The sequence below is a fragment of the Streptomyces sp. P13-3-3 genome (genome assembly GCF_050571355.1).
In the GTDB taxonomy this organism is placed as follows: domain Bacteria; phylum Actinomycetota; class Actinomycetes; order Streptomycetales; family Streptomycetaceae; genus Streptomyces; species Streptomyces althioticus.
This window is the reverse complement of record NZ_CP192228.1, coordinates 5,779,019-5,804,717: the sequence shown is the minus strand read 5'-3', so window position 1 is coordinate 5,804,717 and position 25,699 is coordinate 5,779,019. Positions and strand designations below refer to the sequence as shown.

The following is a 25,699-nucleotide window of genomic DNA, read 5'->3' as shown; positions in this document are numbered from 1 at the left end:
GCCCCATGACGTCGACGTCCGACTCCCCCTCCACCCCCTCCCCCGCCGTTCCGGCCCCGCGTTCGGCCGTCGGCCGCCGGGCCGTTCTCGGCGCCGCGGCCGCCGTGCCCGTGCTGGCGGGCCTGTCCGGTACGGCGTCCGCGGCGCCGACCGCACGCAGAAGGCCCCCGCGCCTCAAGGGCGGTGGCGACCTCGGACCCAACGTGATCGTCTTCGACCCGTCCACGCCGGGCATCCAGGCCACGCTGGACGAGGTGTTCGCCCGGCAGGAGGAGGACCAGTTCGGCCCCGGCCGCTACCAGTTCTTCTTCAAGCCCGGCACGTACCAGGGGCTCAACGCCCAGCTCGGCTTCTACACCTCGGTGTCCGGCCTCGGCCTGTCGCCCGACGACACCACCATCCACGGTGACGTGACGGTCGACGCCGGCTGGTTCGACGGCAACGCCACGCAGAACTTCTGGCGTTCGGCGGAGAACCTGGCCCTCGTCCCGGTCAACGGCACGAACCGGTGGGCGGTCGCCCAGGCCGCGCCGTTCCGCCGGATGCACATACTCGGGGACCTCAACCTCGCCTCGTCCACGTACGGTTGGGCCAGCGGCGGCTACATCGCCGACAGCCGGATCGACGGCACGGTCGGCCCCTACTCGCAGCAGCAGTGGTACACCCGGGAGAGCTCGGTCGGCGGCTGGACGAACGCCGTGTGGAACATGGTGTTCTCCGGCGTCGAGGGCGCCCCCGCGCAGAGCTTCCCGGACCCGCCGTACACCACGCTCGACACCACCCCGATCTCCCGCGAGAAGCCGTTCCTGTACCTCGACGGCGGGAAGTACCGCGTCTTCCTGCCCGCGCTGCGGAGGAACGCCCGCGGCGTCACCTGGGGCAACGGCACCCCGCGCGGCACCTCGCTGCCACTGGACCGCTTCTACGTCGCGAAGCCGGGCGACTCGGCGGCCACCATGAACCGAGCCCTGGAGCAGGGCCTCCACCTGCTGCTCACGCCCGGCATCTACCACGTCGACGAGCCGGTCCGGGTGAACCGGCCGAACACGGTGGTCCTGGGCCTCGGGTACGCCACCCTCGTGCCCGACAACGGCGTCACCGCCCTGAAGGTCGCCGATGTCGACGGCGTTCGGCTGGCCGGTTTCCTGATCGACGCCGGAACGGTCAACTCGCCGGTCCTGCTGGAGGTCGGGCCGCGCGGCGCCTCCCGGAACCACTCCGCCAACCCCATCACCGTCCAGGACGTCTTCATCCGCATCGGCGGCGCCGGCCCCGGCAGGGCCACCACCAGCATGGTGGTCAACGCCCGGCACACCATCGTCGACCACACCTGGGTCTGGCGCGCCGACCACGGCGAGGGTGTGGGCTGGGAGACCAACCGCTGCGACTACGGTGTCGTCGTCAACGGCCACGACGTCCTCGCCACCGGCCTGTTCGTCGAGCACTTCAACAAGTACGACGTCCAGTGGAACGGCGAACGCGGCCGCACGATCTTCTTCCAGAACGAGAAGGCCTACGACGCCCCGAACCAGGCCGCGATCCAGAACGGCTCGCTCAAGGGCTACGCCGCGTACAAGGTCGGCGACCACGTCACCACCCACGAGGGCTGGGGCATGGGCAGCTACTGCTACTACAACGTCGACCCGACCATCGTCCAGCACCACGGCTTCGCCGCGCCCGTCCGGCCCGGGGTGCGCTTCCACCACATCATGGTCATCTCGCTGAGCGGCAACGGGCAGTACGAGTGCGTCATCAACGACACGGGGGCGCCGACGTCGGGGTCGGACACGGTGCCGTCGGTGGTGGTGTCGTACCCCTGACCCATGTCCCGGGCGCCTGCGCGAAGGGGGCGGTGGGCGGTGGCGGTCCCTCCCCTACTGAGTCGGGGGAGGGACCGCCGGGGCGCGGGACCGTAGGGTCGCCGGGTCGCCGGACCGCCGGACCGTATGGTCGCCGGGTCGCAGGGTCGACGGACCGCCGGGCCGACGGACTGCCGGGGCACCGGACCGCCGGACCGCAAGGTCACCGGACCGCTGGACCGGTCGCCGGGTCGCCGGGTCGCCAGGGCGCCGGGTCGCCGCGTCAGCGCGTCAGCGCGTCAGCGCACGGTCACCTCGGCCGGGGCCGGTGCGTAGCCGGTCGGCCGGGTGGTGAAGGTGCCGCGGCCCTGGGTGCGGCTGCGCAACCGGGTCGCGTAGCCGATCAGTTCGGCCAGCGGCACGGTCGCCGTGACGACCGACGCGCCCGCCCGGGCAACCGAACCGGACACCCGGCCGCGGCGTGCCGCCAGGTCTCCGAGCACGGACCCGACCGCCTCCTGCGGCACGGTGACCGTGACCTCGGCGACCGGCTCGAGCAGCACCATCGCGCACGCCCGCAGCGCGTCCCGCAGACCGAACCGGCCCGCGGTGCGGAACGCGGTGTCGGAGGAGTCCTTGACGTGCGTCGAACCATCGGTGAGCGTCACCCTCAGGCCCGTCACCGGGTGCCCGCCGAGGGGGCCCTCGGCGAGCGCGTCCCGGCAGCCGGCCTCGACGGCACGGACGTACTCCTGCGGCACCCGGCCCCCGACGACCGTCGAGCGGAACTCGAAGCCCCGCTCGGGGTCGTCCAGCGGCTCCACGTCGAGCACCACGTGCGCGAACTGCCCAGCGCCACCGTCCTGTTTGACGTGCCGGTGGACGAAGCCGGACACCCCGCGCCCGACGGTCTCCCGGTAACTCGCCCTTGGTCGACCGACGTTGACGCCCAGTCCGTGGTCACGCCGGATCCGCTCCACCGCGACCTCCAAGTGCAGTTCGCCCATGCCGGACAGCACCGTCTGCCCCGTCTCGGTGTCGGTGCGCACGACCAGCGAAGGGTCCTCCTCGGCGAGCCGGGCCAGCGCCGACGCCAGACGTCCGGTGTCCGTGCCGCGCGACGCCTCGACGGCGACCGACACGACGGGCTCGGCGGTGCCGGGCGGTTCCAGCAGCAGCGGGGCGTCCGGTGCGCACAGCGTGGCGCCGGCGCGGGCTCCCTTCAGCCCGACGACGGCGACGATGTCACCGGCGACCGCGCGGTTCAGGCGGGCGTGCCGGTCGGCGGTGACACGCAGGATGCGTCCGACGCGCTCGGCGCGGCCGGCGGTGGCGTCCCACACGGTGTCCCCCTGTTCGATCGTTCCGGAATAGACGCGCAGGTAGGTGAGGCGACCGGTGGCGGTGGCGTTCACCTTGAACGCGAGGGCGGCGAGCGGCGCCGCCGGGTCGGCGGTCCGCTCCTGCTCGGCGCCGTCGTGCGTGCCGCGCACCGGCGGCACGTCCAGCGGTGACGGCAGGTAGGCGAGGACGGCGTCCAGCAGCGGCTCGATCCCGCGGTTGCGGTAGGCGGAGCCGCACAGCACGACCACGGCGTCGCCGCGTGCGGTCAGGTCCCGCAGGGCAGCCGTGAGCGTCCCGGTGCTGAGCGCGCCGGTGTCGCAGAACTCATCCAGCGCGGCCGGGTGCAGTTCGGCCACCGCTTCCTCCAGAAGTCGTCGCCGTCGCAGCGCCTCCTCGCGCAGCCCCTCCGGCACGGGTGCCGGATCGCGGGCCTCGCCGTCGTCGCCCCAGGTGAGGGCCCGCATGCCGAGCAGGTCGACGACGCCGGTGAAGGCGTCCTCGGCCCCGATCGGGAGCTGTACGGCGAGCGGCGCCGGATGCAGCCGCTCCCGGACGGAGGCGACGGCGGCGTCGAGGTCGGCGCCGGCCCGGTCCATCTTGTTGACGAAGGCGATGCGCGGGACGCCGTGCCGGTCGGCCTGCCGCCACACCGACTCGCTCTGCGGCTCCACCCCGGCGACCGCGTCGAACACGGCGACCGCCCCGTCGAGGACGCGCAGGGAACGCTCGACCTCGTCGGCGAAGTCGACGTGCCCGGGCGTGTCGATCAGGTTGATGCGGTGACCGTCCCAGGAGCAGGTCACGGCGGCGGAGAAGATGGTGATGCCCCGGTCGCGTTCCTGCGGGTCGAAGTCGGTGACGGTGGTGCCGTCGTGCACCTCGCCGCGCTTGTGGGTGGTGCCGGTGGCGTACAGGATCCGCTCGGTGACGGTGGTCTTGCCCGCGTCGACGTGGGCGAGGATGCCGAGGTTGCGGACGACGGCGAGGGTGTCGGTGGTGCGCATGGCCCGTGGCCTTTCGGATGGAACCGGGAAAGGGCAGCGCGATTCCCCCCGGCGCACGACGCCGAGCACTCCCTGCGAAGGGTGTCGGACGTGCGTCAGGGCAGCCGGTGCCGGCCGCGCAGCGGGCACCGGGCGGCCGGAGACACCAGGATCACCACGGACCGGCGGGACCGGGAACGGGGAGCGGCGGCGACAGCGGTGTGGACACGCACGGCCGGACTCCCTCCCAGTCGGATCTGATCACGCGCACCGCCGACGGACAGGGGGCGGTGGACGCCTGCCCGGCGAGTGTAGGGAGCCGGGCGGGCGCGGGGCCACGCATTTTCCGCGGCAGGTCACAGGGAAGTCGTCTCACATCTTGGAACACCGTTCCTGAGAGGTGAGACCTTCTGAGAATGTGGAGTGATCGTTCCCCGTGGAAAGACCGTGAAATGCCAGCACCAAGCACCAGTCCGGCCCCGACCCCCGTCAACTCGCGGTCGCGCGTCCTCATCGCCAGCCTCATCGGCACGACGATCGAGTTCTACGACTTCTACATCTACGCGACCGCCGCCGTACTGGTCTTCCCCACGCTCTTCTTCCCGAACAGCGACCCCACCACGGCGCTGCTCTCGTCCTTCGCGGTGTTCGGCGCCGCGATGGTCGCCCGGCCGATCGGAGCGGTGGTCTTCGGCCACCTCGGCGACCGCCTCGGCCGCAAGGGAACGCTCGTGGCCTCCCTGCTCACCATGGGCATCGCCACGTTCCTCATCGGCGTACTGCCTACCTACGCGCAGGCCGGCTGGGTGGCGACCGCGCTGCTGGTGCTGATGCGGCTGGCGCAGGGCTTCGCGCTCGGCGGTGAGTGGAGCGGCGCGGCCCTGGTCGCCACCGAGAACGCGCCGAAGGGCAAGCGCGCCCTGTACGGCACGTTCCCGCAGCTGGGTGCCCCGCTGGGCTTCATCATCGGCAACGGCCTGTTCCTGGTCATCGGCGCACTGCTGCCGTCCGCGGCCGGCGCCGACCCGTCCCAGCCGTCGGACGCCTTCCTCAGCTGGGGCTGGCGCATCCCGTTCCTGTTCTCGGCGGTGATGGTCGCGATCGGCCTGTGGGTGCGGATGCGCCTGGTCGAGGCGCCGGTGTTCGCGAAGACGCGGGAGGCGGGCCTGGTGCGGAAGCTGCCGCTGGCCACGGTCTTCCGGAACCACTGGAAGCAGCTGATCCTCGGCACGTTCTTCATGCTGGCGACGTACGTGCTCTTCTACCTGATGACCACGTTCTCGCTGAGCTACGGCCGTACGGCGGAGGACGCGGCCGTGCCGGGTCTGGGCTACGAGTACACGACGTTCGTGCTGATGATGATCTTCGGTGTGCTGTTCTTCGCGGCGTTCACCCTGATCTCCGGCCCCCTCGCGGACCGCTACGGCCGGCGCGCCACGCTGATCGCGGTCACGGCCGGGATCCTGGTCTTCGGCCTGGTCTGGGTGCCGCTGATCGGCCTCGGCACGGTGGGTGTGGTGCTGTGGCTGGTGTTCGGCTTCACGCTGATGGGCATGACGTTCGGCCCGATGGGCGCGCTGCTGCCCGAACTGTTCCCGACGAGCGTGCGGTACACGGGCTCCGGCATCTCCTACAACGTCAGCTCGATCCTCGGCGCGGCCGTGGCCCCGTTCATCGCGGTGGCCCTGTGGGAGGCCGGCGACGGCTCCCCGTGGCTGGTCGGCGTCTACCTGTCCTCGATGGCGCTGCTGACGCTGGTGGCGCTGCTGATCGGGCGGGAGACGAAGGACGTGGGGCTGGAGGAGGGCGAGGCCGCCGAGACGACGGCCCGTGAGGAGACCGCGGTCACCGCGGCTCCCTGAGGTTCCATGAGCCATTGAGGCCCTCCGCGTCCGACGCCCGGACACGGAGGGCCTCTGCGTACCGTTCACCTGCGGCGTATCGGCGCCCGAACGTCAGCCGTGGCCGGACGGACCGGAGCCCATCGGCCGGTCACTCCCGACGGACCGGCCGACCGTCGTCGGCCGTCACCTGACGTGGAATCCGTAGACGTGATGGGTGCCGGCTCCGCTGAAGGGAGCCAGGGTGTGGGGCGGGAGTACGGCGACGTCCCATCCCAGGTTCGTCCTCCAGAAGACGACCACCTCGTGGGCGCCCGAGGAGAAGGAAGTGACCCCGTCCTGGCCGAGCGAAACGTCACCGGGGCCCGTCCAGCAGCGGCTGAGCTCCGAGCCGTTCTCCAGGTACGTCACCCGCACGGCGTCCGTGCCCACACCACAGTCGGTCTCGTCGGTCGCCATGGCGGGGGCCGCCGGGAGCGCGAGGCTCATGGCGACGGCCGCCACGGCACCCAGCGCCATCTTCCGGGGTCGGCTCTTCATAGTCGTGGTTCCTTCCGGTCGGGGCTCCGACGAGCACACAGCTTTTAGATGAACCATCAACCATCAAACACGTTCACTCAACGGTGCGGGCCGAAGTCCCGGCAAGCTGGCCGACAATGGTGCATGCGTGTCTCACGGACCGGAGCCGCGGACACCGTGATGATCGGTCGCCCGTACTGGCGTGCACCTCACCCGTCGGCGCGGCGCCCCGCCGGACGGACCGACGGGGCGGTGACCGCCGAGGGCACGGCAAGGAGGGTGGGACCGGCTGGGAGACGCTCCGGTCACACACCCCGCGGACGTGCGAACCGGCCACACGGCCGCCCGTGCCTCACACCGGCAGTGCGTGCAGAGCCGTGCCGTGCAGGGCGAAGAGGCGCTCGCCGTCGGTGGCCGCCAGCCAGGCGTGGTGGTCGCCGCTGCCGTCGTTGAACGTCCAGCGCACGTCTCCGGTCTTCGCGTCCATGGCGATGATGCCGCCCTTCGCGTCCAGGTCCGTGGCACCGAAGAGCGTGTCCCCCACCTTGACGTACTGGCGCGGCACCTGGAGTACCGCGTCGGCGAGGGCCGTCGACTGCCAGAGGACCTTGCCCGTGCGGGGGTCGACGGCCCGCACTTTCCGTGCGCTGTCGGCGATGTACAGCACGTCCTCCAGCACGGCCGGTTCCTTGAAGAGGTCGAACCGCTGGGACTTCAGGGTCCACTTCTCGGTGCCGTCGGCGAGGTCGAAGGCCTGAAGGACGTTCCCCTGCGGGACGATGACCAGATTTTCGTGCACGGCGAAGAAGCCGTAGTTCGTCTTCGTCGTCTTCCGCGTCCACACCTGACCGCCGGTGACGGTGTCGCGGACGGTGAGGTTCTTCTTGAAGTCGGTGTAGACGAGGTGGCGGCCGCGCACGGCGGCGTGGATGCCGTTCTGCATCGTGCCCAGGTCGCGCTGCTCCTTCCAGGCGATCCTGCCGGTGCCGCTGTCGAGGGCCGCGATGACATTGGTCTTCGACGACCCGTCGTCCTCGAGGATCTCCGCGATGACGTACACCTGCGTGTCGTCCACCGCGACGGGCCGCGGCTGCCGGTACCCCGCGCCCAGGCGGCTGCGCCAGGTCTCCTTGCCCGAGGCCGGGTCGTATCCGGTGACGGTGCCGTCGTACCGACTGCTGGCCAGGTACAGAGTGTCCTTGCCGAGCAGCAGGGGCGCTCCGGGGACCGCGCCGCCCGGCAGGGACCACTTCCGCTTGCCGGTCGCGGTGTCGAGGGCGGCGAGCGGGCTGCCGCTGGCGAGTACGAGACCGGCGGCGACGACGAGTTCGTCGTTGTCCCCGTACGTCTCCGCAGAGGTCGTCTTCGTCCACAGCGGCTTCGGCGCCTTGCCGTCCCCGCCCGTGGCGCCGTCGGCGGGCTTCTCGTCCTCGCCCTTCTGCGGGCCGCCGCCGGTGCTTCCGGGGTCCTCGGTCTCCACCGCGCCGCCGTCGTCGCAGCCGACCGCGCCGGTGGTCAGGGTGGCCAGCGTGAGCCCTCCGACGGCCAACCGCAGCAGACGCCGGCGGGAGGAGAACCCCGGCTCCCCCGGCGCTCCGTCGTCCGACGTGCTGTTTCGCTCGGCCATTTCGCCGTACCCCCGTGAAGCGTCAGGAACATGAACGTGCGGGCCGTGCCGTACCGAACATACGGACGTGAGCCCCTGTGACCTGGAACGTTAGCCGGGCGCCTGCGAGGTCCCCGTGGCGGGATCGCAACCGGGACAGCACCGTGAAGCAATCGAGACGTGCCGGGCACGCACCCGGAGCCACGGAAGCCGCATCGAGACGTGCCGGGCACGCACACGGAACCGCGGAGGCCGCAGCTCAACGCCGTTGTCAGTACCCCTCCCTAAAGTGAAGCCATCATCTGGACGGACCAGAGTCCATCCCGGCGTTCACGCTGTGGGTGGACGCGTCCGCCTGCGGAAAAAGGGTGTCGGGGAGCTCCCCGTCGGCCCGAGGGGGAAAGGGATGGACGCGATGAGCGCCACGGTGAAGGACCGGCTGAAGAAGCACTTCGTGAACCACGTCGCTCTCGTCATCGACAAGTCCGGGTCGATGCAGGGCCACTCGGAGCAACTGGTGCGCGTCGTCGACGAGTTCGTGAAGGGTCTGGCGGAGGAGTCGGACCGGCTCGGGCACGAGACGCGGATCAGCCTCTACGCCTTCGACCACCTCGTCGAGAACCTGGTGTGGGACATGGACGTGAAGCATCTGCCGTCCATGCGGGGTCTGTACACCGTGGAGAACGGCGCGACCGCGCTGATCCAGGCGTCGGTGAAGGCGCTCGACGACCTCGGGCACATCTGGGAGGAGTACGGCGAGCACAGCTTCCTCCAGGTCGTCGTCACCGACGGCGAGGAGAACGCCTCCGGCGCCGACACGACCGGTTCGCGGCACGACCTCATGCCCGACGGGCGTGCCGTGCTGGACGAGTGGCGGAGCCGGATCGCCGACAAGATGAACACCCTGCCCGACCACTGGACGTCGGCCATCATGGTGCCCAACTCGCTGGCCAAGCGCACCGCCCAGCAGTACGGCTTCCCGACGGGCAACATCTCGATCTGGGACGCCGACTCCGACCAGGGCGTCGAGGAGGCGATCGGCGCGGTCAAGACCGCCGCGACCCGGTTCCTGCGCGACCGCGAGCAGGGCGTGCGCGGCACGCGGAACCTCTTCGCGATGGGCCAGGACCTGAGCGCGGCGGACGTGACGTCCAACCTCCAGGCCCTGGACGCCGGCAAGTACGTGCTGATCCCGGTCGACCAGCGCACGTCGATCCGCGACTTCGTCACCAGCGCCGGGCATCCGTACAAGACCGGCTGCGCCTTCTACGAGCTGTCCAAGCGCGAGAAGGTGCAGGCGAACAAGCAGATAGCCGTGGCGGAGAAGGACCCGGCGACCGGCCGCATGACCGGCAAGGTGTTCACCGGCCCCGCCGCCCGCCAACTCCTGGGCCTGCCCGCGACCGAGGTGACGGTGGCGCCGGGGAGCAACGACGCCTACACGGTGTTCGTCCAGTCGACGTCGGTCAACCGGAAGCTGGTCCCGGGGACCAGGCTGCTCGTGCTGCTCTAGCCTCGACCGACCATCACAACTTTCGGGAGTCTCCCGTTGCCTTCGCTCCACGACTTCGCCACATGGCAGCCTCTGCTGCGTCTCCTCCGCGCCGAACACGCGGACACGCTTGCCGCGGCCGGCGGGCATGTGGCAGGCCGAATCGGCCCCGCGGGATGGAGTGTCCCGCTGACGCGCCGGCGACCACAACCGGGGCGCGCCGCCCAAGTGTCCGACAACCAGGAGCAGCACGACGCCATAGGCGTGGTCGTCGAAGCGCTCCGGGAAGAGGGAAGCGGCGGTGTCTCCTTCGTCGTGGAGGCGTCCGCGTCCCCCGGCACCGTCCGGCTGCACCTCATCGGCGCCGGCTCCTCCTCGCAGCCGGGCATCGCCACCGCACACCCGGGCACGCTCCTCCTCGCGGACGGAGCCCTGCCCGAGCCGGTACGCCGCCTTCCCGACCCTGTGCCGGACGCGGTGACGGCGCCGTCCGCGGACCCGGAACTGCTGCGGAGCACCCTGCACGAACGGCTGCCGGACGCCGTGGGCAGCACGCGAGAGGAGATCGCAGCGGCCGAGGCGCGCCTGGGCGTGCCGCTGCCGCCGGAGCTCAGAGTGCTGTACGAAGTCGTCCGGGGCGCATACGCGGACTGGCGCGACTTCGAGGAACCGTACGAGGCCCTCGGCTGCGAGCTGCTTCCGCTGGGTGAGGTCTACGTCGCCGACGCCGCGTCCCGGCAGGTGCCGTGGCAGTTCGCCGCCATGGAGGCCGTCGAGACGTGGCCGGAGGACGCGGTCCAGGGTCTCGTGGGCTCGCCGGGCTGGATCGTCTTCGGTGACAACGGCGGCGGGGACCGCTTCGCCGTCGACCTCACGCCGGGGCCGGACGGGCACGTCGGCCAGGTCGTCATCATCAGTCACGAGGAGCACACCGGCGCCATGCTGGTCGCCGACTCCCTCACGGACATGATCGTCCACCGTCACACCGACGGTCGGCCCGACCGAAGAGTCGAACGTCCGCCTCTCGTCGCCCACGTCAACCGCGCCTCCATCCCCAGCGTCGAGGCCGCGGCCCATGCCGGTCTGGAGGTCCTCAGCCTCGGAGTGTGGGAGAAGGAGCCCCTCAGCCTCGCCCCGGTCTTCGGCCTGCCGCGTCTGCGGACCCTCGCCGCCTACCCGGGCACGCTCGCCGATCCCCGTGAGACAGCCCGGCTCACCCACCTCGAGTACCTGGAGCTGCCGCCCGCGGAGTGGCGCGTCCTCATCGACGCCGGGGCCGTGCCCAAGGGACTCCTCGCCGCGGGCATCATCTCCCACGACCGGCGCGAGAACCCGCTGTGGACCATCAGCCTCGCCAACGAACTCCTCGCCCTGTACGGGCGGCCGCTGATCAGCGACATCACGGTGCTGGAGGGGACGGTCATGTGAGGCACCCACACGGCCTGGTGAGCCGCCCCGAGGGCCGGGGCCCGGAAACGCTTCGAGGGCCCCGACCGTCCGGTCGAGGCCCTCGAAGGAGCAAGTGTCCGAGGGGGGACTTGAACCCCCACGCCCGATAAAGGGCACTAGCACCTCAAGCTAGCGCGTCTGCCATTCCGCCACCCGGACAAGGTGTCTGTCGCTTTCGGGGGTGTTCCCCCGGCGGCGACATGGACAACCATACCAAGGTTTCGGAGTGCCTTTCACCTGCGTTTCCGTCGTCCCGGGGAGGCGCGGGACACACTCCCGCGCGGCCCGGGTGCCGGCCGGTTCAGGGGGTCAGCCGGTGGTCCGGGAAGTTCCCCGGCAGCCTCTCCCCCGCCGGGCCCCGGGTCACCGCCCGCACCAGGAGCTCGCCGCCGACGAAGGCGCCGCGCCAGGACGCGCCGTAGCCGCCGAACAGCTCGTCCCGGTCGCCGCGTGAGCGCGGCACCCCGTGGCCGATCTTGAAGGCGCGGATGTGCGGGGCGAGCCGGTCGAAGGTGGCGCGTTCGTCCGTGGAGAGGGTGGCCACCAGGGCGCCGTTGGACGCGTTCATGGCGGCCAGCAGTTCGGCCTCCGTGTCGACCAGGACGATCGTGTCGACCGGGCCGAACGGTTCCGCGTGGTGCAGCGGGGAGGAGCGGGGCGGGTTCAGCAGCGTGACCGGCTGGACGTACGCCGACGTGTACTGGCCGGGCAGGAAGCGGGCGTCGGCCGGGGTGCCGCGGTGGAGTGGGACGGCGCCCCGGTCGATCGCCTCGGCGACCTGGTCGTCCAGTTCCTTCGCCTTGGCCGCGTTGATCACGGGGCCGAAGTCGAGCGCCGGGTACGGGTCGTCCGGGTGCTCCACGGCGAGGGGGTGCCCGATCCGCAGCGTACGGACCGCGGGGAGGTACGCGGCGAGGAACGCGTCGAAGAGACTGCGCTGCACGACGAAGCGCGGGTAGGCCGTGCAGCGCTGCTTGCCGTAGTCGAAGAGCTTGGGGATCAGCGCGCCGAGGGCGTCCCAGTCCGTGTAGTTCCAGATGCCCCAGGTGTTCAGCCCCTCCTGTTCGAGGATGTGGCGTTTGCCGAGGTCGGCGACTGCGGTGGCGACCGCCGCTCCGGTGTCGCGTCCTCCGACGAACGAGACGCAGCCGATCTCCGGCGCCCGCACCAGCGCCTCGGACAGCTCGCCGCCGCTGCCGCTGACGAGGGTGACCGGGATGCCCTCGCGGGCGGCGAGCGCCGTGGCCAGGGTGAGGCAGGCGACGCCGCCGTCGGTCGGGGTCTTGGCGACGACCGCGTTGCCTGCCAGAGCCTGCACCAGCAGGGCGTGGACCAGCACGCTCATCGGGTAGTTCCAGCTGGCGATGTTGGAGACGGGCCCGTCGAGCGGGGTGCGGCCGTCGAGCATGGTGTGGATGCCGTCGACGTACCAGCGGACCCCGTCGATGGCCCGGTCGACGTCGGCCCGGGCCAGGCGCCAGGGCTTGCCGATCTCCCAGACGAGCAGCAGGGCGAGCAGGTCGCGGTGCTCGGCGAGCGCGTCAAGGGTGGCGGCCACGCGGGCCCTGCGCTCCGGGAGCGGGACGTGCCGCCAGGCACGGTGCTGGTCCAGTGCCGCTCGTACGGCGTGCCGGGCGGTGGCCCGGTCCAGGCGGGGCGGGCCCGCGACGGGGGTTCCGTCGACGGGGCTCACGGCGGGCAGGGCTCGGCCGTCGGCCTGCCAGGCGGCGTTCCAGAGGTTGAGGGCGCGGTCGTCGCGGAAGGCCTCCGGGGCGACGGTCAGGCAGCGCTGCCAGGCGTCGTCCCAGGAGGTGCCGGACTTGAGGGTGAGGGTGGGTGGCATACGGTTCGCTCCGCTCTCGGTGCACGGTCGAGAGATAAGGGGGCCTCTGGAGAGGCCCAGGGCACGTACGGGTCAGGCGTCCAGCACCGCCACCACCTGCCGCGCCGTCTCCGTCGGGGTACGCCCGACCCGCACGCCGGCCGCCTCCAGGGCCTGCTGCTTCGCCCGCGCCGTGCCGGAGGAGCCGGAGACGATCGCGCCGGCGTGGCCCATGGTGCGGCCCTCGGGGGCGGTGAAGCCGGCGATGTAGCCGACGACCGGCTTGGTGACGTGGTCGCGGATGTAGGCGGCCGCGCGTTCCTCCGCGTCGCCGCCGATCTCGCCGATGAGCACGATCAGGTCGGTGTCGGGGTCGTCCTCGAAGGCGGCCAGGCAGTCGATGTGGGTGGTGCCGACGACGGGGTCGCCGCCGATGCCGACGCAGGTGGAGAAGCCGATGTCCCGCAGCTCGTACATGAGCTGGTAGGTGAGGGTGCCGGACTTGGAGACCAGGCCGATGCGGCCGGGCTTGGTGATGTCGGCGGGGATGATGCCCGCGTTGGACTGGCCGGGGCTGATCAGGCCGGGGCAGTTGGGACCGATGACGCGGGTGCCGCGCCCCCGCGCGTGGGCGAGGAAGGCGACGGAGTCGTGGACGGGGACGCCCTCGGTGATGACGACGGCGAGGCCGATGCCGGCGTCGGCGGCCTCGGTCACCGCGGCCTTGGTGAAGGCGGGCGGCACGAAGACGACGGTGACGTCGGCGCCCGTCGCGTCGATGCCCTCGGCGACGGACCCGAAGACGGGGACGGAGCGCTCGTCGAAGTCGACGGTGCGGCCCGCCTTGCGCGGATTCACGCCGCCGACGACGTTCGTGCCGGCGGCGAGCATCCGCCGGGTGTGCTTCATGCCCTCGCCGCCGGTCATGCCCTGGACGAGGATCTTGCTCTCCTTGGTGAGGTGGATCGCCATGTCGTCCGGTCTCCTCAGGGTGTCGTGGCGAGGTGGGCGGCCCGGCTCGCGGCGCCGTCCATGGTGGTGACCTGTTCGACGAGCGGGTGGGCGCGTTCGTCGAGGAGGGCCCGTCCGCGCTCGGCGTTGTTGCCGTCGAGGCGCACGACGAGCGGCTTGGTGAGGCGCACGGTGTCGAGGGCGCGGACGATGCCGTCGGCGACCGCGTCGCAGGCGGTGATGCCGCCGAAGACGTTGACGAAGACGGACCTCACCGACGGGTCGGAGAGGACGACGGAGAGACCGTCGGCCATGACCTGGGCGGAGGCGCCGCCGCCGATGTCGAGGAAGTTGGCGGGGCGGGCACCGCAGCCGGCGACCACGTCGAGGGTGGACATGACGAGCCCGGCGCCGTTGCCGATGACGCCGACCTCCCCGTCGAGCTTGACGTAGTTGAGGCCCTTGGCGGCCGCGGCGGCCTCCAGCGGGTCGTGGGCCGTGCCGGCCTCGTCGCCCCAGCGCGCCTGGCGGAAGCGGGCGTTGTCGTCGAGGGTGACCTTGCCGTCGAGCGCCATGATCTGTCCGTCGCGGGTGCGGACCAGCGGGTTGACCTCGACGAGGAGGGCGTCCTCGCGGACCAGGACGTCCCAGAGGCGGACCAGGACGTCGACGGTGCGGGCGGGCAGGCCCGCCGCGTCGGCGATGCGGGCGGCGACGGCCGGGGTGACGCCCTCGGCCGGGTCGACGGGGACGCGTGCGACGGCCTCGGGGCGGGTGGCGGCGACCTCCTCGATGTCCATGCCCCCTTCGGCGGAGGCGATGGCGAGGAAGCCGCCGGCGGCGCGGTCGAGGACGTAGGAGACGTAGAACTCGCTCTCGATGTCGACGGGCTGGGCCAGCATGACCGTCTCGACCGTGTGGCCCTTGATGTCCATGCCGAGGATCTGGCGTGCGGTGAGCTCGGCGGCGGCGGGGTCGGCGGCGAGTCTGACCCCTCCCGCCTTGCCGCGTCCGCCGGTCTTGACCTGGGCCTTGACGACCACGCGGCCGCCGAGGCGGCGGGCGATCTCGCGGGCCTGTCGGGGCGAGCCGGTGACCTCGGCCCGTGGCACCACGATGCCGTGGTCTGCGAAGAGTTCCCTTGCCTGGTGTTCGTACAGGTCCATCTCGGCTCCTGTCTGTGACGTCGCCGGAGGGTCCGCGGAGGGCCGGGAACCGGCGACCGAAAAGTGCCGCGCACCCCCTGGACACCACCCATCGGATGCGGGATAACAAGGTTCATACAGTATTCGTCGACTGTATGCAATGTACCGCGAGAGCGTTCCCCGCCCCCTAGGAAAGGGACAAGGACTTCGCCATGCCCGACGACACCCAGGACGTCATCTCCGGCGGTCATCTCGTCGCCAAGGCCCTCAAGGCCGAGGGCGTCGACCGCATCTACACGCTGTGCGGCGGCCACATCATCGACATCTACGACGGCTGCGTCGACGAGGGCATCGAGGTCGTCGACGTACGGCACGAGCAGGTCGCCGCCCACGCCGCCGACGGCTACGCGCGCATCACCGGCAAGCCCGGCTGCGCCGTGGTCACGGCGGGACCGGGCACCACCGACGCCGTCACCGGGGTCGCCAACGCCTTCCGCGCGGAGTCGCCCATGCTGCTGATCGGCGGCCAAGGGGCCCTGACCCAGCACAAGATGGGGTCGCTCCAGGACCTGCCGCACGTCGACATGATGAACCCGATCACCAAGTTCGCGGCGACCGTGCCGGACACGGCCCGCGCGGCGGACCTGGTGTCGATGGCCTTCCGCGAGTGCTACCACGGCGCGCCCGGCCCCTCCTTCCTGGAGATCCCGCGCGACGTGCTGGACGCGAAGGTGCCCGCCGACAAGGCGCGGGTGCCGAAGACGGGCGCCTACCGCGCCTCGACCCGCTCCCCCGGCGACCCGGAGGCGGTCGAGAAGCTGGCCGACCTGCTGGTGCACGCCGAGAAGCCGGCGATCCTGCTCGGCAGCCAGGTGTGGACGACCCGCGCCACCGAGGCCGCGACCGAGCTGGTGCGCACGCTCAACGTCCCCGCCTACATGAACGGCGCGGGCCGCGGCACCCTGCCGCCCGGGGACCCGCACCACTTCCAGCTGTCGCGCCGGTACGCGTTCTCCAACGCCGACGTGATCGTCATCGTCGGCACGCCCTTCGACTTCCGGATGGGGTACGGGAAGCGGCTCTCCCCCGCCGCGACGGTCGTACAGATCGACCTCGACTACCGCACGGTCGGCAAGAACCGCGACATCGACCTCGGCATCGTCGGGGACGCGGGGCTGGTGCTGAAGGCGGTGACCGAGGCGGCCTCCGGGCGGGTCAACGGCGGCGCGTCCAAGCGGAAGGAGTGGCTGGACGAGCTGCGCGCGGCCGAGCAGACCGCCCGGGAGAAGCGGCTGCCGCAACTGCGCTCGGACGCCTCGCCGATCCACCCGTACCGCCTGGTGAGCGAGATCAACGACTTCCTCACCGAGGACTCGATCTACATCGGCGACGGCGGCGACATCGTCACCTTCTCCGGGCAGGTCGTGCAGCCCAAGTCGCCCGGCCACTGGATGGACCCGGGGCCGCTCGGGACGCTCGGCGTCGGTGTGCCGTTCGTGCTAGCCGCCAAGCAGGCCCGGCCCGACAAGGAGGTCGTCGCACTGTTCGGCGACGGCGCGTTCTCCCTGACCGGCTGGGACTTCGAGACGCTGGTCCGCTACGACCTGCCGTTCGTCGGCATCGTCGGCAACAACTCCTCGATGAACCAGATCCGTTACGGCCAGGCCGCCAAGTACGGCAAGGAGCGCGAGCGGGTCGGCAACACCCTCGGGGACGTCCGCTACGACGAGTTCGCGCGGATGCTCGGCGGCCACGGCGAGGAGGTCCGCGACCCCGCCGACATCGGCCCCGCTCTGCGCCGCGCCCGAGAGTCGGGCAAGCCGTCGCTGATCAACGTCTGGGTGGACCCGGACGCGTACGCCCCCGGAACGATGAACCAGACCATGTACAAGTGAGGTGCACGCCCATGACCCCCAAGGCACTTGAGGGCATCCGCGTCCTCGACATGACCCACGTCCAGTCCGGGCCGTCCGCGACGCAGCTGCTGGCCTGGCTCGGCGCGGACGTCGTCAAGCTGGAGGCGCCCACCGGCGACATCACGCGCAGGCAGCTGCGCGACCTGCCGGACGTCGACTCCCTCTACTTCACGATGCTCAACTGCAACAAGCGGAGCATCACCCTGAACACCAAGACCGAGCGCGGCAAGGAGATCCTCACCGAGCTGATCCGGCGCTCGGACGTCATGGTCGAGAACTTCGGTCCGGGCGCCGTCGACCGGATGGGGTTCACCTGGGACCGCATCAAGGAGATCAACCCGCGGATCGTCTACGCCTCCATCAAGGGCTTCGGCGACGGTCCGTACACCAACTTCAAGGCGTACGAGGTGGTCGCGCAGGCGATGGGCGGGTCGATGTCGACGACCGGCTTCGAGGACGGGCCGCCACTCGCGACCGGCGCGCAGATCGGCGACTCGGGGACGGGCGTGCACGCGGTCGCCGGCATCCTTGCCGCGCTGTTCCAGCGGGAGCGCACGGGGCGCGGGCAGCGGGTGAACGTGGCGATGCAGCACGCGGTGCTCAACTTGTGCCGGGTGAAGCTGCGTGACCAGCAGCGCCTGGCGCACGGCCCGCTCGCCGAGTACCCGAACGAGGACTTCGGTGACGAAGTCCCCCGCTCGGGCAACGCGTCCGGCGGCGGTCAGCCCGGCTGGGCGGTGAAGTGCGCGCCGGGCGGCCCGAACGACTACGTGTACGTCATCGTGCAGCCCGTCGGCTGGAAGCCGATCAGCGAGCTGATCGGGCGGCCGGAGCTGGCGGACGACCCCGAGTGGGCGACGCCGGAGGCCCGGCTGCCGAAGCTGAACAAGATGTTCCAGCTGATCGAGGAGTGGTCCTCGACGCTGCCCAAGTGGGAGGTGCTGGAGAGGCTCAACGCGCACAACATCCCGTGCGGGCCGATCCTGTCCACCAAGGAGATCATCGAGGACGGCTCGCTGGTCGCCAACGAGATGGTGGTGACCGTCCCGCACCCCGAGCGCGGCGAGTTCGTCACCGTCGGCAGCCCGCTGAAGTTGTCCGACTCCCCCGTGGAGGTGGTCGCCTCCCCGCTGCTCGGCGAGCACAACGAAGAGGTCTACGTCGGTGAACTCGGCCTCGGCGACGAGGAGTTGCACCTTCTCAAGTCGAACGGGGTGATCTGACGTGATGGTCGAGGACCGCACGGTGAAAGTGCGGGCGCTGCTGGACGCGGTACGCGCCGAGGGGCGGATGGCGCTGACCGCGCCGGAGGGCAAGGTGATCGCCGACGCGTACGGCATCGCCGTGCCCGGGGAGGAGCTGGCGCGGGACGTCGACGAGGCGGTGGCCGCGGCGGCCCGGTTCGGCGGACCGGTGGTGATGAAGATCGTGTCGCCGGACATCCTGCACAAGACCGACGCCGGCGGTGTGGTCGTCGGCGTCGAGGGCGCGGCGGACGTCCGGGCGGCGTTCTGCCGGATCGTGGAGAACGCGCGGGCGTACGACCTTCGGGCGCGTGTCGAGGGCGTGCAGGTGCAGGAGCTGCTGCCGCAGGGGCAGGAGGTCATCGTCGGCGCGGTCACCGACCCGACGTTCGGGAAGGTGGTGGCGTTCGGGCTCGGCGGGGTGCTCGTCGAGGTGCTGAAGGACGTCACGTTCCGGCTGGCGCCGGTGGACGCCGACGAGGCGCTGTCGATGCTGGACTCCATCCGGTCGGCGGAGATCCTCACCGGGGTACGCGGCCAGGAGGGCGTGGACCGCTGGGCGGTCGCCGAGCAGATCCGGCGGGTCTCCGAACTGGTCACGGACTTCCCGGAGATCGCCGAGGTGGACCTCAACCCGGTGATCGCGACCCCGGAGGGCGCGGTCGCCGCGGACATCCGCGTGATCCTCGCGGAGGGGACGCCGAAGGAGCGCCGCCGGTACTCCCGGGAGGAGATCCTCACCTCCATGCGGCGGCTGATGCAGCCGCGGTCGGTGGCGGTGATCGGCGCGTCCAGCGAGTCCGGCAAGATCGGCAACTCGGTGATGCGCAACCTCGTCGACGGCGGCTTCGCCGGGGAGATCCACCCGGTGAACCCCAAGGCCGATGACATCTTGGGCCGCAAGGCGTACAAGAGTGTCACCGACGTCCCCGGCGAGGTTGATGTGGCGGTCTTCGCGATACCCGCCCGGTTCGTGGCCTCGGCGCTGGAGGAGGTGGGGCGCAAGCGGATCCCGAACGCCGTCCTCATCCCGTCCGGGTTCGCGGAGACCGGTGAGCACGAGCTCCAGGCGGAGATCGTGGCGATCGCCGAGCGGCACGGCATCCGGCTGCTGGGGCCCAACATCTACGGCTACTACTCCACCTGGCAGGACCTGTGCGCCACGTTCTGCACACCGTACGACGTCAAGGGCGGGGTGGCGCTGACCAGCCAGTCGGGCGGGATCGGCATGGCGATCCTGGGGTTCGCGCGGACCACGAAGACGGGTGTGTCGGCGATCGTCGGGCTCGGCAACAAGTCGGACCTGGACGAGGACGACCTGCTGACCTGGTTCGGGGAGGACCCGCACACCGAGTGCATCGCGATGCACCTGGAGGACCTCAAGGACGGGCGCGCGTTCGTCGAGGCAGCGCGGGCGACCGTGCCGAAGAAACCGGTGGTGGTGCTCAAGGCGGGCCGTACGGCGGCGGGCGCGAAGGCGGCGGGTTCGCACACGGGGGCGCTCGCGGGCGACGACGCCGTGTACGACGACATCCTGCGGCAGGCCGGCGTGATCCGGGCGCCGGGGCTGAACGACATGCTGGAGTACGCGCGGGCGCTGCCCGTGCTGCCCACCCCGCAGGGCGACAACGTCGTGATCATCACCGGGGCCGGCGGCAGCGGGGTGCTGCTGTCGGACGCGGTGACGGACAACGGGCTGTCGCTGATGGAGATCCCACCCGACCTGGACGCCGCCTTCCGGGAGTTCATCCCGCCGTTCGGCGCGGCCGGCAACCCGGTGGACATCACGGGGGGCGAGCCGCCGTCGACGTACGAGGCGACGATCCGGCTGGGGCTCGAGGACCCGCGTATCCACGCGCTGGTGCTGGGCTACTGGCACACGATCGTCACCCCGCCCATGGTGTTCGCCGAACTCACCGCGCGGGTGGTGGCGGAGTTCCGCGAGCGGGGCGTCTCCAAGCCCGTGGTGGCCTCCCTCGCCGGGGACGTGGAGGTCGAGGAGGCCTGCCAGTACCTCTTCGAGCACGGGGTCGTGGCCTACCCGTACACGACCGAGCAGCCGGTGGCCGTGCTCGGCGCCAAGTACCGCTGGGCGCGGGCCGCCGGGCTGATGGGGGGCGCCTCATGAGGTGACGGGGCGGGGGCCGGCCGGCGGGTGCGCGTCGGCCGGCCCCGGGACCCGGGCGCGCACGAAAGGCACGGGACAGGGGGCGCTGGCCAGTTCTTTCGACGCAAGGGGTGCATTTTCCATGACAACCACGGATGTCACACGGCTCGTCCCCTACCGGGAGGTGACCGACAGGAACGGGCGGGTCTACCGCGTCGGTGAGACCGACATCGACATCATGGGCCGCAAACGCAAGTGGATGGTGATCCTGCCCTGGGTCGGCATGATGGGCATCTCCTCCGCCGAGTACGCGTTCGCGTCCGCGGAGGACACGCTCCACGAGGCCCACAGCTGGTCCAGCGGCAGCATCTACTGGATGATGACCGCCTGGGTGTTCTGCCAGGCCGCGGTGGCCTTCCCGGCGGGGCGGCTGCGGGAGAACGGCAGGCTGCCCGCGCGGTGGGCGATGATGCTCGGCTCGACCGGCACGCTGCTCGGCTACCTCTCCCTGGCGTACGCGCCGCATGTCGCGCTCGCGTTCATCGGGTTCGGCGTGTTCAGCGGCATGGGCGCCGGCATGGTGTACGCGACCTGCGTCAACATGGTCGGCAAGTGGTATCCGGAGCGCAGGGGCGGCAAGACCGGCTTCGTCAACGGCGGTTTCGCGTACGGCTCGGTGCCGTTCGTGTTCATCTTCCACGGCTACATGGACGGTTCCAACTTCCGCTGGGTGCTGGTCGCCTCGGGTGTGTTCCTCGCCGGTGTGGTGGCGGTCGCCGGGTTCTACTTCCGGGACCCGCCGAAGAACTGGTGGCCCGACTCGGTCGACCCGCTGAACCCGCCGGACGACCCGCGCGCCCGGCGTTCCCTCGAGAAGAACCCGCCCGCCGTGAAGCAGTACTCCCCGCTGGAGGCGTGGCGGACCGGCCGGGTGGCGTTGATGTGGTTCTGTCTCGCCTGTACCTCGGGCGTGAACATCTTCGGCATCGCGTTCCAGGTGGACATCGGTGAGGACGCGGGCTTCGCGGCCGGCATCGTGGCCACCGCGATGTCGCTGAAGGCGATCGTCAACGGCACCGGCCGCGGCGTCATCGGGTGGCTCTCCGACCTGTACGGCCGCAAGCGGTGTCTGCTGTACGTGTGCGTGATCCTGGGCCTGGCCCAGTTCGGCATCATCTGGTCGGCGGAGATCAAGAACCTCCCGCTGTTCCTGATCTTCTCCGCCGTCTCCGGCTTCGGCGGCGGTGCCATCTTCCCGATGTTCGCGGCGCTGACGGCGGACTACTTCGGGGAGAACAACAACGCCACCAACTACGGCATGGTGTACAGCTCGAAGCTGGTCTCCGGGCTCGGCGCGGGCATGGGGTCCGTGGTCGTGGCCGCGTGGGGCTACAACGGCGCTTTCGGTCTCGCGGGCAGCATCTCGCTGTTCGCCGGGGTCGTGGCGCTGTTCCTGACCCCGCCCGGGCGTTCGAGGAACAAGAAGGTGACGCCCAACCCGCGGCCTCTCGGGGAGGGTTGACGAGTCGCTCCCGTACGGCACGGACCGGGCGGCCCTTCCCGAGGGGGGGAAGGGCCGCCCGGTCCGTCGTCGCGTGGTCAGCGGCGGCGCCTGCGCAGGGCCGCCATGCCGTCGTAGCTGATCTTGGCCTCGCGCAGCGACTGCGCGGGGTCGGTCGCGCTCGGGGAGTTGTCGTCCTCCACCATCGGGTTGCGGTAGTTGCTCAGTCCGACGCGGGAGAAGAACGTCGTGTAGTCGATGTCGCCGGTGCCGAACGGCACCATGTCCCAGCCCATGCCGTTGGTGGTGTCGACGACGCCGTCCTTGGCGTGGAACAGCGGGTAGCGCTTGTTGTACCGGGTGACCAGGCCCGCCGGGTCGAAGACGTTCCTGCGGGCGGAGCCGTCGGGCGCGGTGTAGGTGTGGAACTTGTACTGGGCGACGTGCGCCCAGAAGATGTCCATCTCCAGCCACACCAGCTTCGGATCGGTGACCTTCAGGAAGTACTCGAGCTTACGGATGCCGGAGCTCCGGGTCGGGCGGCCCTGGTCGTCCAGCGGGCCCCGGTCGAGCAGGAAGCCGTACGCGCTGTCGTGGTTGTGGGTGTAGAGCTTGATGCCCTCGCGGCGGGCGATCTCGCCGAGGGCGTTCCACTTGTCGGCGGCCACGTCCCAGTCGGCGCGGTAGGAGCTGCCGGTGGGGTCGCCGCCGGTGCCCATGTGGTCCATGCCGAGGATGTTGGCGATCTCCAGGTGCTTCTTGAAGGTGTCCTTGTCCTCGGCCGTGAGCGGCCAGGACGAGGGGATGAATCCGTGGTTGCCCTGGGCGCGCAGCCCGTACTCGTCGAGCCAGCGGCGCAGCAGCCTGGCTCCCTCGACCGACTCCAGGCTCGCGCCGCCGGGGGCGTTGGCGTGCTGGTTGTAGCCGGCGAACTCGACCTGGCGGTAGCCGTGCCGGGCGAGCTGCTTGAACACCTCGCGGAAGCCGGAGGGCAGGTCGCTCGCGAGCGGGTCCCGGGCGGTGGCGTCACGGACGGTGTAGAGGATGATGCCGCGCTTGTGCGGCGGGACGAGCACCTGGCCACGGCCGTGGTCGTGGTCATGCCCGTGTCCGTGCCCGTGGCCGTGGTCTCTGCCGTGGGCCAGGGCCGGGGAGGCGCCGAGGACGGGGGCGGCGACGGCGCCGGCCGCCACGGCGGTGCAGGTGCTCAGGAAGCGGCGCCGGGCCACGCCGAGGCTGCGGCGCAGCGCCTCGTCCGGGGTGTCGGTGAACGGTGCGGCGTCCGCGCCGGTGGGGCGGGAGGGGTCGGAGTACGAGGTCACGGGTGCCTGCCTTCTCGGTCGTGGCCGGTCCCGGCGGCTGCGGGACCGGCCGTTGTCAGTGCCGTGTGTTTCACTCTCGGTAGTCGGAGTTCGGCGGGCGTGGTGTGCGGTGTCAGCCGAGTCCGGCGAGCCGGAGCAGGAGTTGCTTGACGTCGGTGGCCGCGACGCGGTCGCCGACAGCGCGGGGGGTGGAGCAGATGAGGAGCGGACCGTCGTCGTCGCTCGCAGGGAGGCGGCCGTGGCTGCCGCGAATAGGTGAGGCGTCGAGGGGCACGACCGCCATGCGGTAGCGCATGCCGAGCTTCTTGCGCGCGAGCGCGCCGGCCGCCTTGACCTTGACGTAGGGGTCGTGGGGGTCCATGAACAGCTCGACCGGGTCGTAGCCGGGTTTGCGGTGGATCTCGACGAGCTGCGCGAAGTCGGGCGCGCGGTCGTCGTCGAGCCAGTAGTAGTACGTGAACCAGGCGTCGGGTTCGGCGACGGCGACCAGTTCGCCGGCGCGCGGGTGGTCGAGGTGGTGGGCCTTCTTGCCCTCGTCGTCGAGGAGCTGCTCGATGCCGGGCAGTCCGTCGAGTGCCTCGCGGGTGGCGTCGAGGTCCTCGGGGCGGCGCACGTAGACGTGGGCGATCTGGTGGTCGGCGACGGCGAAGGCGCGGGAGGCCATCGGGTCGAGGTACTCCATGCCGTCCTGGGTGTGGACCTCCAGCAGGCCCGCGCGGCGCAGGGCGCGGTTGATGTCCACCGGGCGGTTCACGCGGGTGATGCCGTACTCGGAGAGGGCGACGACGGTGCGTCCCTCGGCGCGGGCGTCGTCCAGCAGCGGGGCGAGGGCCGCGTCCAGGTCGGCGGCGGCCTTCAGGGAGCGCGGGTCGTCGGGGCCGAAGCGCTGGAGGTCGTAGTCGAGGTGAGGGAGGTAGCAGAGGGTCAGGTCGGGGTGGCGGGTGTTCATGATGTGGCGGGTGGCGTCGATGATCCACCGGCTGGACACCAGGTCGGCGCCGGGTCCCCAGAAGTGGAACAGGGGGAAGGTGCCGAACTTCTCGGTGAGTTCGTCGTGCAGCTCGGGCGGCCGGGTGTAGCAGTCGGGTTCCTTGCGGCCGTCGGCGTAGTAGACGGGGCGGGGGGTGACGGTGATGTCGGTGTCCGCGCCCATGGCGTACCACCAGCAGATGTTGGCGACGGTGTAGCCGGGGTGGGCGCGGCGGGCGGCGTCCCAGAGCTTGTCTCCGGAGACGAGGCCGTTGTGCTGGCGCCACAGCAGGACGTCGCCGAGCTCCCGGAAGTACCAGCCGTTGCCGACGATGCCGTGTTCGGAGGGCATGGCGCCGGTGAGGAAGGTGGACTGGGCGGCGCAGGTGACGGCGGGCAGGACGGTCCCGAGCGGGGCGCGGGAGCCGGACTGCCCGAGGGACTTGAGGTGGGGCATGTGGTCGAGCAGACGGGGGGTGAGGCCCACGACGTCCAGGACGAGCAGCGGGGTGGGGTCGGTCATGGGAGTTCCTTCAGGCCGAGGTCCGTCAGCAGGTCGCGGGCCAGGGTGAGTTCGGCGGCGATGCCGTCGGCGAGCTGGGCGCGGCCGCGGGGGCGCAGTTCGGGCGGGAGCGCCTGCCAGGTGTAGGTCTCCACCTCGAGGTGGCGGGTGATCGGGTGCGGTCCGCCGACCAGCCGGGTCAGCACGGAGGTGAGGACGGGCAGCGTGGAGGTGAGGGGCGCGGCGGGGGCCGCGTGGAGCGGGACGTGGAAGTGGGAGCGCCAGGGGGCCGTGTCGGGCAGGGCATCGCCGGCGAGGGCCTCGTCAAGGTCGTCGGTGCCGTGCAGGCCGGCGGCCGTGGCTGTGCGGGTCTGGTGCAGGAAGCGGGGTTCCGCGAAGGCGGCGAGGGCCTCGCGGACCTCGGGGAGGTCAGGCTGTTCGGCGTGCAGGGCGGCGGACAGCTGGGACTTGATCACGGGTACGCCGGCCTGGGCGAGGTCGTCCAGGGCGGTGTCGGGTTCTTCGAAGGAGGTGGCGAGGTGGCAGGTGTCGACGCAGATGCCGATGCGGTCGTGGCCGACCGCGGTGAGCGGGGCGATGGCGTCCCGTGTGGTCTCGACGACGCAGCCCGGTTCGGGTTCGAGGGCGACGCGGATGGAGCGCCCGGTGAGGTCCTCCAGCGCGTCGAGGCGTTCGGCGAGGGTGCGCAGGGCGGTGCGGGCGGTCTCGGCGCGCCCGTCGTCGTAGGCGGTGCGCCAGGCGAGCGGCAGGGTGGAGACGCTGCCCTCGGTGACGTCGTCGGGGAGCAGTCCGGCGAGGACCCGGGCGAGGGCGGCGGTGTGTTCCAGGCGTTCGGGGTCGGCCCAGTCCGGTGTGTAGACGCGGTACTTGACCTCCTCGGAGCCGAAGCCCTCGTAGGGGAAGCCGTTGAGGGTGACGACCTCCAGGCCGCGCCGTTCCAGTTCGCAGCGCAGGTTGCGGAGGGCGGCGGGGTCGGTGACCAGGGCGCGGGCGGCGTCCTTGGCCAGCCACAGTCCGATGCCGAGCCGGTCCCGGCCGAGGCGGCGGCGGACGGGTTCGCAGTGGTCGCGGAGCTGGGCGAGGACGCCGTCGAGGGTTTCGGCGGGGTGGACGTTGGTGCAGTAGGCGAGGTGGACGGTGGAACCGTCGGGGTGGCGGAAGCGCAT

Annotated in this window: 17 protein-coding genes and 1 tRNA gene; 8 read left to right on the top strand and 10 right to left on the bottom strand. The window is 71.3% G+C overall.

Annotation, left to right across the window (positions count from 1 at the left end; genetic code table 11):
- Positions 1-5 precede the first annotated feature (5 nt).
- Complete coding sequence (locus tag ACQZOG_RS26080) at positions 6-1,820, top strand: coagulation factor 5/8 type domain-containing protein (RefSeq protein WP_203549764.1); 1,815 nt, start codon at positions 6-8, stop codon at positions 1,818-1,820.
- 278 nt (positions 1,821-2,098) lie between these two features.
- Here ACQZOG_RS26080 and fusA read toward each other — a convergent pair whose 3' ends face one another.
- Complete coding sequence (gene fusA, locus ACQZOG_RS26075; protein WP_430741856.1) at positions 2,099-4,147, bottom strand: elongation factor G; 2,049 nt, start codon at positions 4,145-4,147, stop codon at positions 2,099-2,101.
- Positions 4,148-4,578: 431 nt separating this feature from the next.
- Here fusA and ACQZOG_RS26070 point away from each other — a divergent pair, with 431 nt between their 5' ends.
- Positions 4,579-5,988, top strand: coding sequence for an MFS transporter (locus ACQZOG_RS26070; RefSeq protein WP_230229469.1), 1,410 nt, complete (start codon positions 4,579-4,581; stop codon positions 5,986-5,988).
- Positions 5,989-6,153: 165 nt separating this feature from the next.
- Here ACQZOG_RS26070 and ACQZOG_RS26065 read toward each other — a convergent pair whose 3' ends face one another.
- A complete protein-coding gene (locus tag ACQZOG_RS26065; protein WP_033273670.1) occupies positions 6,154-6,507 on the bottom strand; it encodes a hypothetical protein in 354 nt (117 codons plus the stop codon).
- Positions 6,508-6,838: 331 nt separating this feature from the next.
- A complete protein-coding gene (locus ACQZOG_RS26060) occupies positions 6,839-8,113 on the bottom strand; it encodes a PQQ-binding-like beta-propeller repeat protein (RefSeq protein WP_230229468.1) in 1,275 nt (424 codons plus the stop codon).
- Positions 8,114-8,498: 385 nt separating this feature from the next.
- Here ACQZOG_RS26060 and ACQZOG_RS26055 point away from each other — a divergent pair, with 385 nt between their 5' ends.
- Both ACQZOG_RS26055 and ACQZOG_RS26050 read left to right on the top strand, forming a co-directional pair.
- A complete protein-coding gene (locus tag ACQZOG_RS26055) occupies positions 8,499-9,605 on the top strand; it encodes a vWA domain-containing protein (protein ID WP_084206945.1) in 1,107 nt (368 codons plus the stop codon).
- A gap of 36 nt (positions 9,606-9,641) precedes the next feature.
- Complete coding sequence (locus tag ACQZOG_RS26050) at positions 9,642-11,012, top strand: SMI1/KNR4 family protein (RefSeq protein ID WP_058917343.1); 1,371 nt, start codon at positions 9,642-9,644, stop codon at positions 11,010-11,012.
- Positions 11,013-11,107: 95 nt separating this feature from the next.
- Here ACQZOG_RS26050 and ACQZOG_RS26045 read toward each other — a convergent pair.
- From ACQZOG_RS26045 to sucC, 4 genes are all read right to left on the bottom strand, one after another.
- Positions 11,108-11,192: transfer RNA gene (locus ACQZOG_RS26045), tRNA-Leu, on the bottom strand.
- Between the two features lie 142 nt (positions 11,193-11,334).
- Complete coding sequence (locus ACQZOG_RS26040) at positions 11,335-12,876, bottom strand: aldehyde dehydrogenase family protein (RefSeq protein ID WP_230229467.1); 1,542 nt, start codon at positions 12,874-12,876, stop codon at positions 11,335-11,337.
- Positions 12,877-12,948: 72 nt separating this feature from the next.
- A complete protein-coding gene (gene sucD / locus ACQZOG_RS26035) occupies positions 12,949-13,827 on the bottom strand; it encodes a succinate--CoA ligase subunit alpha (RefSeq protein WP_033273674.1) in 879 nt (292 codons plus the stop codon).
- Positions 13,828-13,841: 14 nt separating this feature from the next.
- The gene (gene sucC, locus ACQZOG_RS26030) at positions 13,842-14,972 is read right to left on the bottom strand and encodes an ADP-forming succinate--CoA ligase subunit beta (protein ID WP_430741855.1); all 1,131 of its coding nucleotides are present in this window, start codon (positions 14,970-14,972) and stop codon (positions 13,842-13,844) included.
- A 191-nt stretch (positions 14,973-15,163) separates the two neighbouring features.
- Between sucC and ACQZOG_RS26025 the strand changes: the two genes are divergently transcribed.
- From ACQZOG_RS26025 to ACQZOG_RS26010, 4 genes are all read left to right on the top strand, one after another.
- The gene (locus ACQZOG_RS26025; RefSeq protein WP_058917339.1) at positions 15,164-16,846 is read left to right on the top strand and encodes a thiamine pyrophosphate-binding protein; all 1,683 of its coding nucleotides are present in this window, start codon (positions 15,164-15,166) and stop codon (positions 16,844-16,846) included.
- A gap of 11 nt (positions 16,847-16,857) precedes the next feature.
- On the top strand, positions 16,858-18,090 hold the full coding sequence (gene frc, locus ACQZOG_RS26020; protein WP_037642652.1) for a formyl-CoA transferase: 1,233 nt from the start codon (positions 16,858-16,860) through the stop codon (positions 18,088-18,090).
- A gap of 4 nt (positions 18,091-18,094) precedes the next feature.
- Complete coding sequence (locus tag ACQZOG_RS26015) at positions 18,095-20,239, top strand: acetate--CoA ligase family protein (RefSeq protein ID WP_058918020.1); 2,145 nt, start codon at positions 18,095-18,097, stop codon at positions 20,237-20,239.
- Positions 20,240-20,360: 121 nt separating this feature from the next.
- Entirely contained in the window at positions 20,361-21,740 is a 1,380-nt protein-coding gene (locus ACQZOG_RS26010; protein WP_430741854.1) for an OFA family MFS transporter, read from the top strand.
- 77 nt (positions 21,741-21,817) lie between these two features.
- Here the strand turns inward: ACQZOG_RS26010 and ACQZOG_RS26005 are convergent, their stop codons facing one another.
- From ACQZOG_RS26005 to eboE, 3 genes are all read right to left on the bottom strand, one after another.
- Positions 21,818-23,041, bottom strand: coding sequence for a sugar phosphate isomerase/epimerase family protein (locus tag ACQZOG_RS26005; protein ID WP_037642649.1), 1,224 nt, complete (start codon positions 23,039-23,041; stop codon positions 21,818-21,820).
- A gap of 112 nt (positions 23,042-23,153) precedes the next feature.
- Positions 23,154-24,533 carry a nucleotide pyrophosphatase/phosphodiesterase family protein gene (locus ACQZOG_RS26000; RefSeq protein WP_033273680.1) on the bottom strand — a complete coding sequence of 460 codons (1,380 nt, stop codon included), beginning with the start codon at positions 24,531-24,533 and terminating at the stop codon, positions 23,154-23,156.
- Complete coding sequence (gene eboE, locus ACQZOG_RS25995) at positions 24,530-25,699, bottom strand: metabolite traffic protein EboE (RefSeq protein WP_033273681.1); 1,170 nt, start codon at positions 25,697-25,699, stop codon at positions 24,530-24,532. The genes ACQZOG_RS26000 and eboE overlap by 4 nt, the downstream gene beginning before the upstream one ends.

Coding starts and splice junctions, on each gene's coding strand:
- ACQZOG_RS26025 (WP_058917339.1), top strand. CDS start 15,164: ATGCCCGACGACACCCAGGACGTCATCTCCGGCGGTCATCTCGTCGCC.
- frc (WP_037642652.1), top strand. CDS start 16,858: ATGACCCCCAAGGCACTTGAGGGCATCCGCGTCCTCGACATGACCCAC.
- sucC (WP_430741855.1), bottom strand. CDS start 14,972: ATGGACCTGTACGAACACCAGGCAAGGGAACTCTTCGCAGACCACGGC.
- ACQZOG_RS26040 (WP_230229467.1), bottom strand. CDS start 12,876: ATGCCACCCACCCTCACCCTCAAGTCCGGCACCTCCTGGGACGACGCC.
- ACQZOG_RS26080 (WP_203549764.1), top strand. CDS start 6: ATGACGTCGACGTCCGACTCCCCCTCCACCCCCTCCCCCGCCGTTCCG.
- ACQZOG_RS26015 (WP_058918020.1), top strand. CDS start 18,095: ATGGTCGAGGACCGCACGGTGAAAGTGCGGGCGCTGCTGGACGCGGTA.
- ACQZOG_RS26010 (WP_430741854.1), top strand. CDS start 20,361: ATGACAACCACGGATGTCACACGGCTCGTCCCCTACCGGGAGGTGACC.
- ACQZOG_RS26070 (WP_230229469.1), top strand. CDS start 4,579: ATGCCAGCACCAAGCACCAGTCCGGCCCCGACCCCCGTCAACTCGCGG.
- ACQZOG_RS26065 (WP_033273670.1), bottom strand. CDS start 6,507: ATGAAGAGCCGACCCCGGAAGATGGCGCTGGGTGCCGTGGCGGCCGTC.
- ACQZOG_RS26055 (WP_084206945.1), top strand. CDS start 8,499: ATGGACGCGATGAGCGCCACGGTGAAGGACCGGCTGAAGAAGCACTTC.
- eboE (WP_033273681.1), bottom strand. CDS start 25,699: ATGCGCTTCCGCCACCCCGACGGTTCCACCGTCCACCTCGCCTACTGC.
- ACQZOG_RS26000 (WP_033273680.1), bottom strand. CDS start 24,533: ATGACCGACCCCACCCCGCTGCTCGTCCTGGACGTCGTGGGCCTCACC.
- fusA (WP_430741856.1), bottom strand. CDS start 4,147: ATGCGCACCACCGACACCCTCGCCGTCGTCCGCAACCTCGGCATCCTC.
- ACQZOG_RS26060 (WP_230229468.1), bottom strand. CDS start 8,113: ATGGCCGAGCGAAACAGCACGTCGGACGACGGAGCGCCGGGGGAGCCG.
- sucD (WP_033273674.1), bottom strand. CDS start 13,827: ATGGCGATCCACCTCACCAAGGAGAGCAAGATCCTCGTCCAGGGCATG.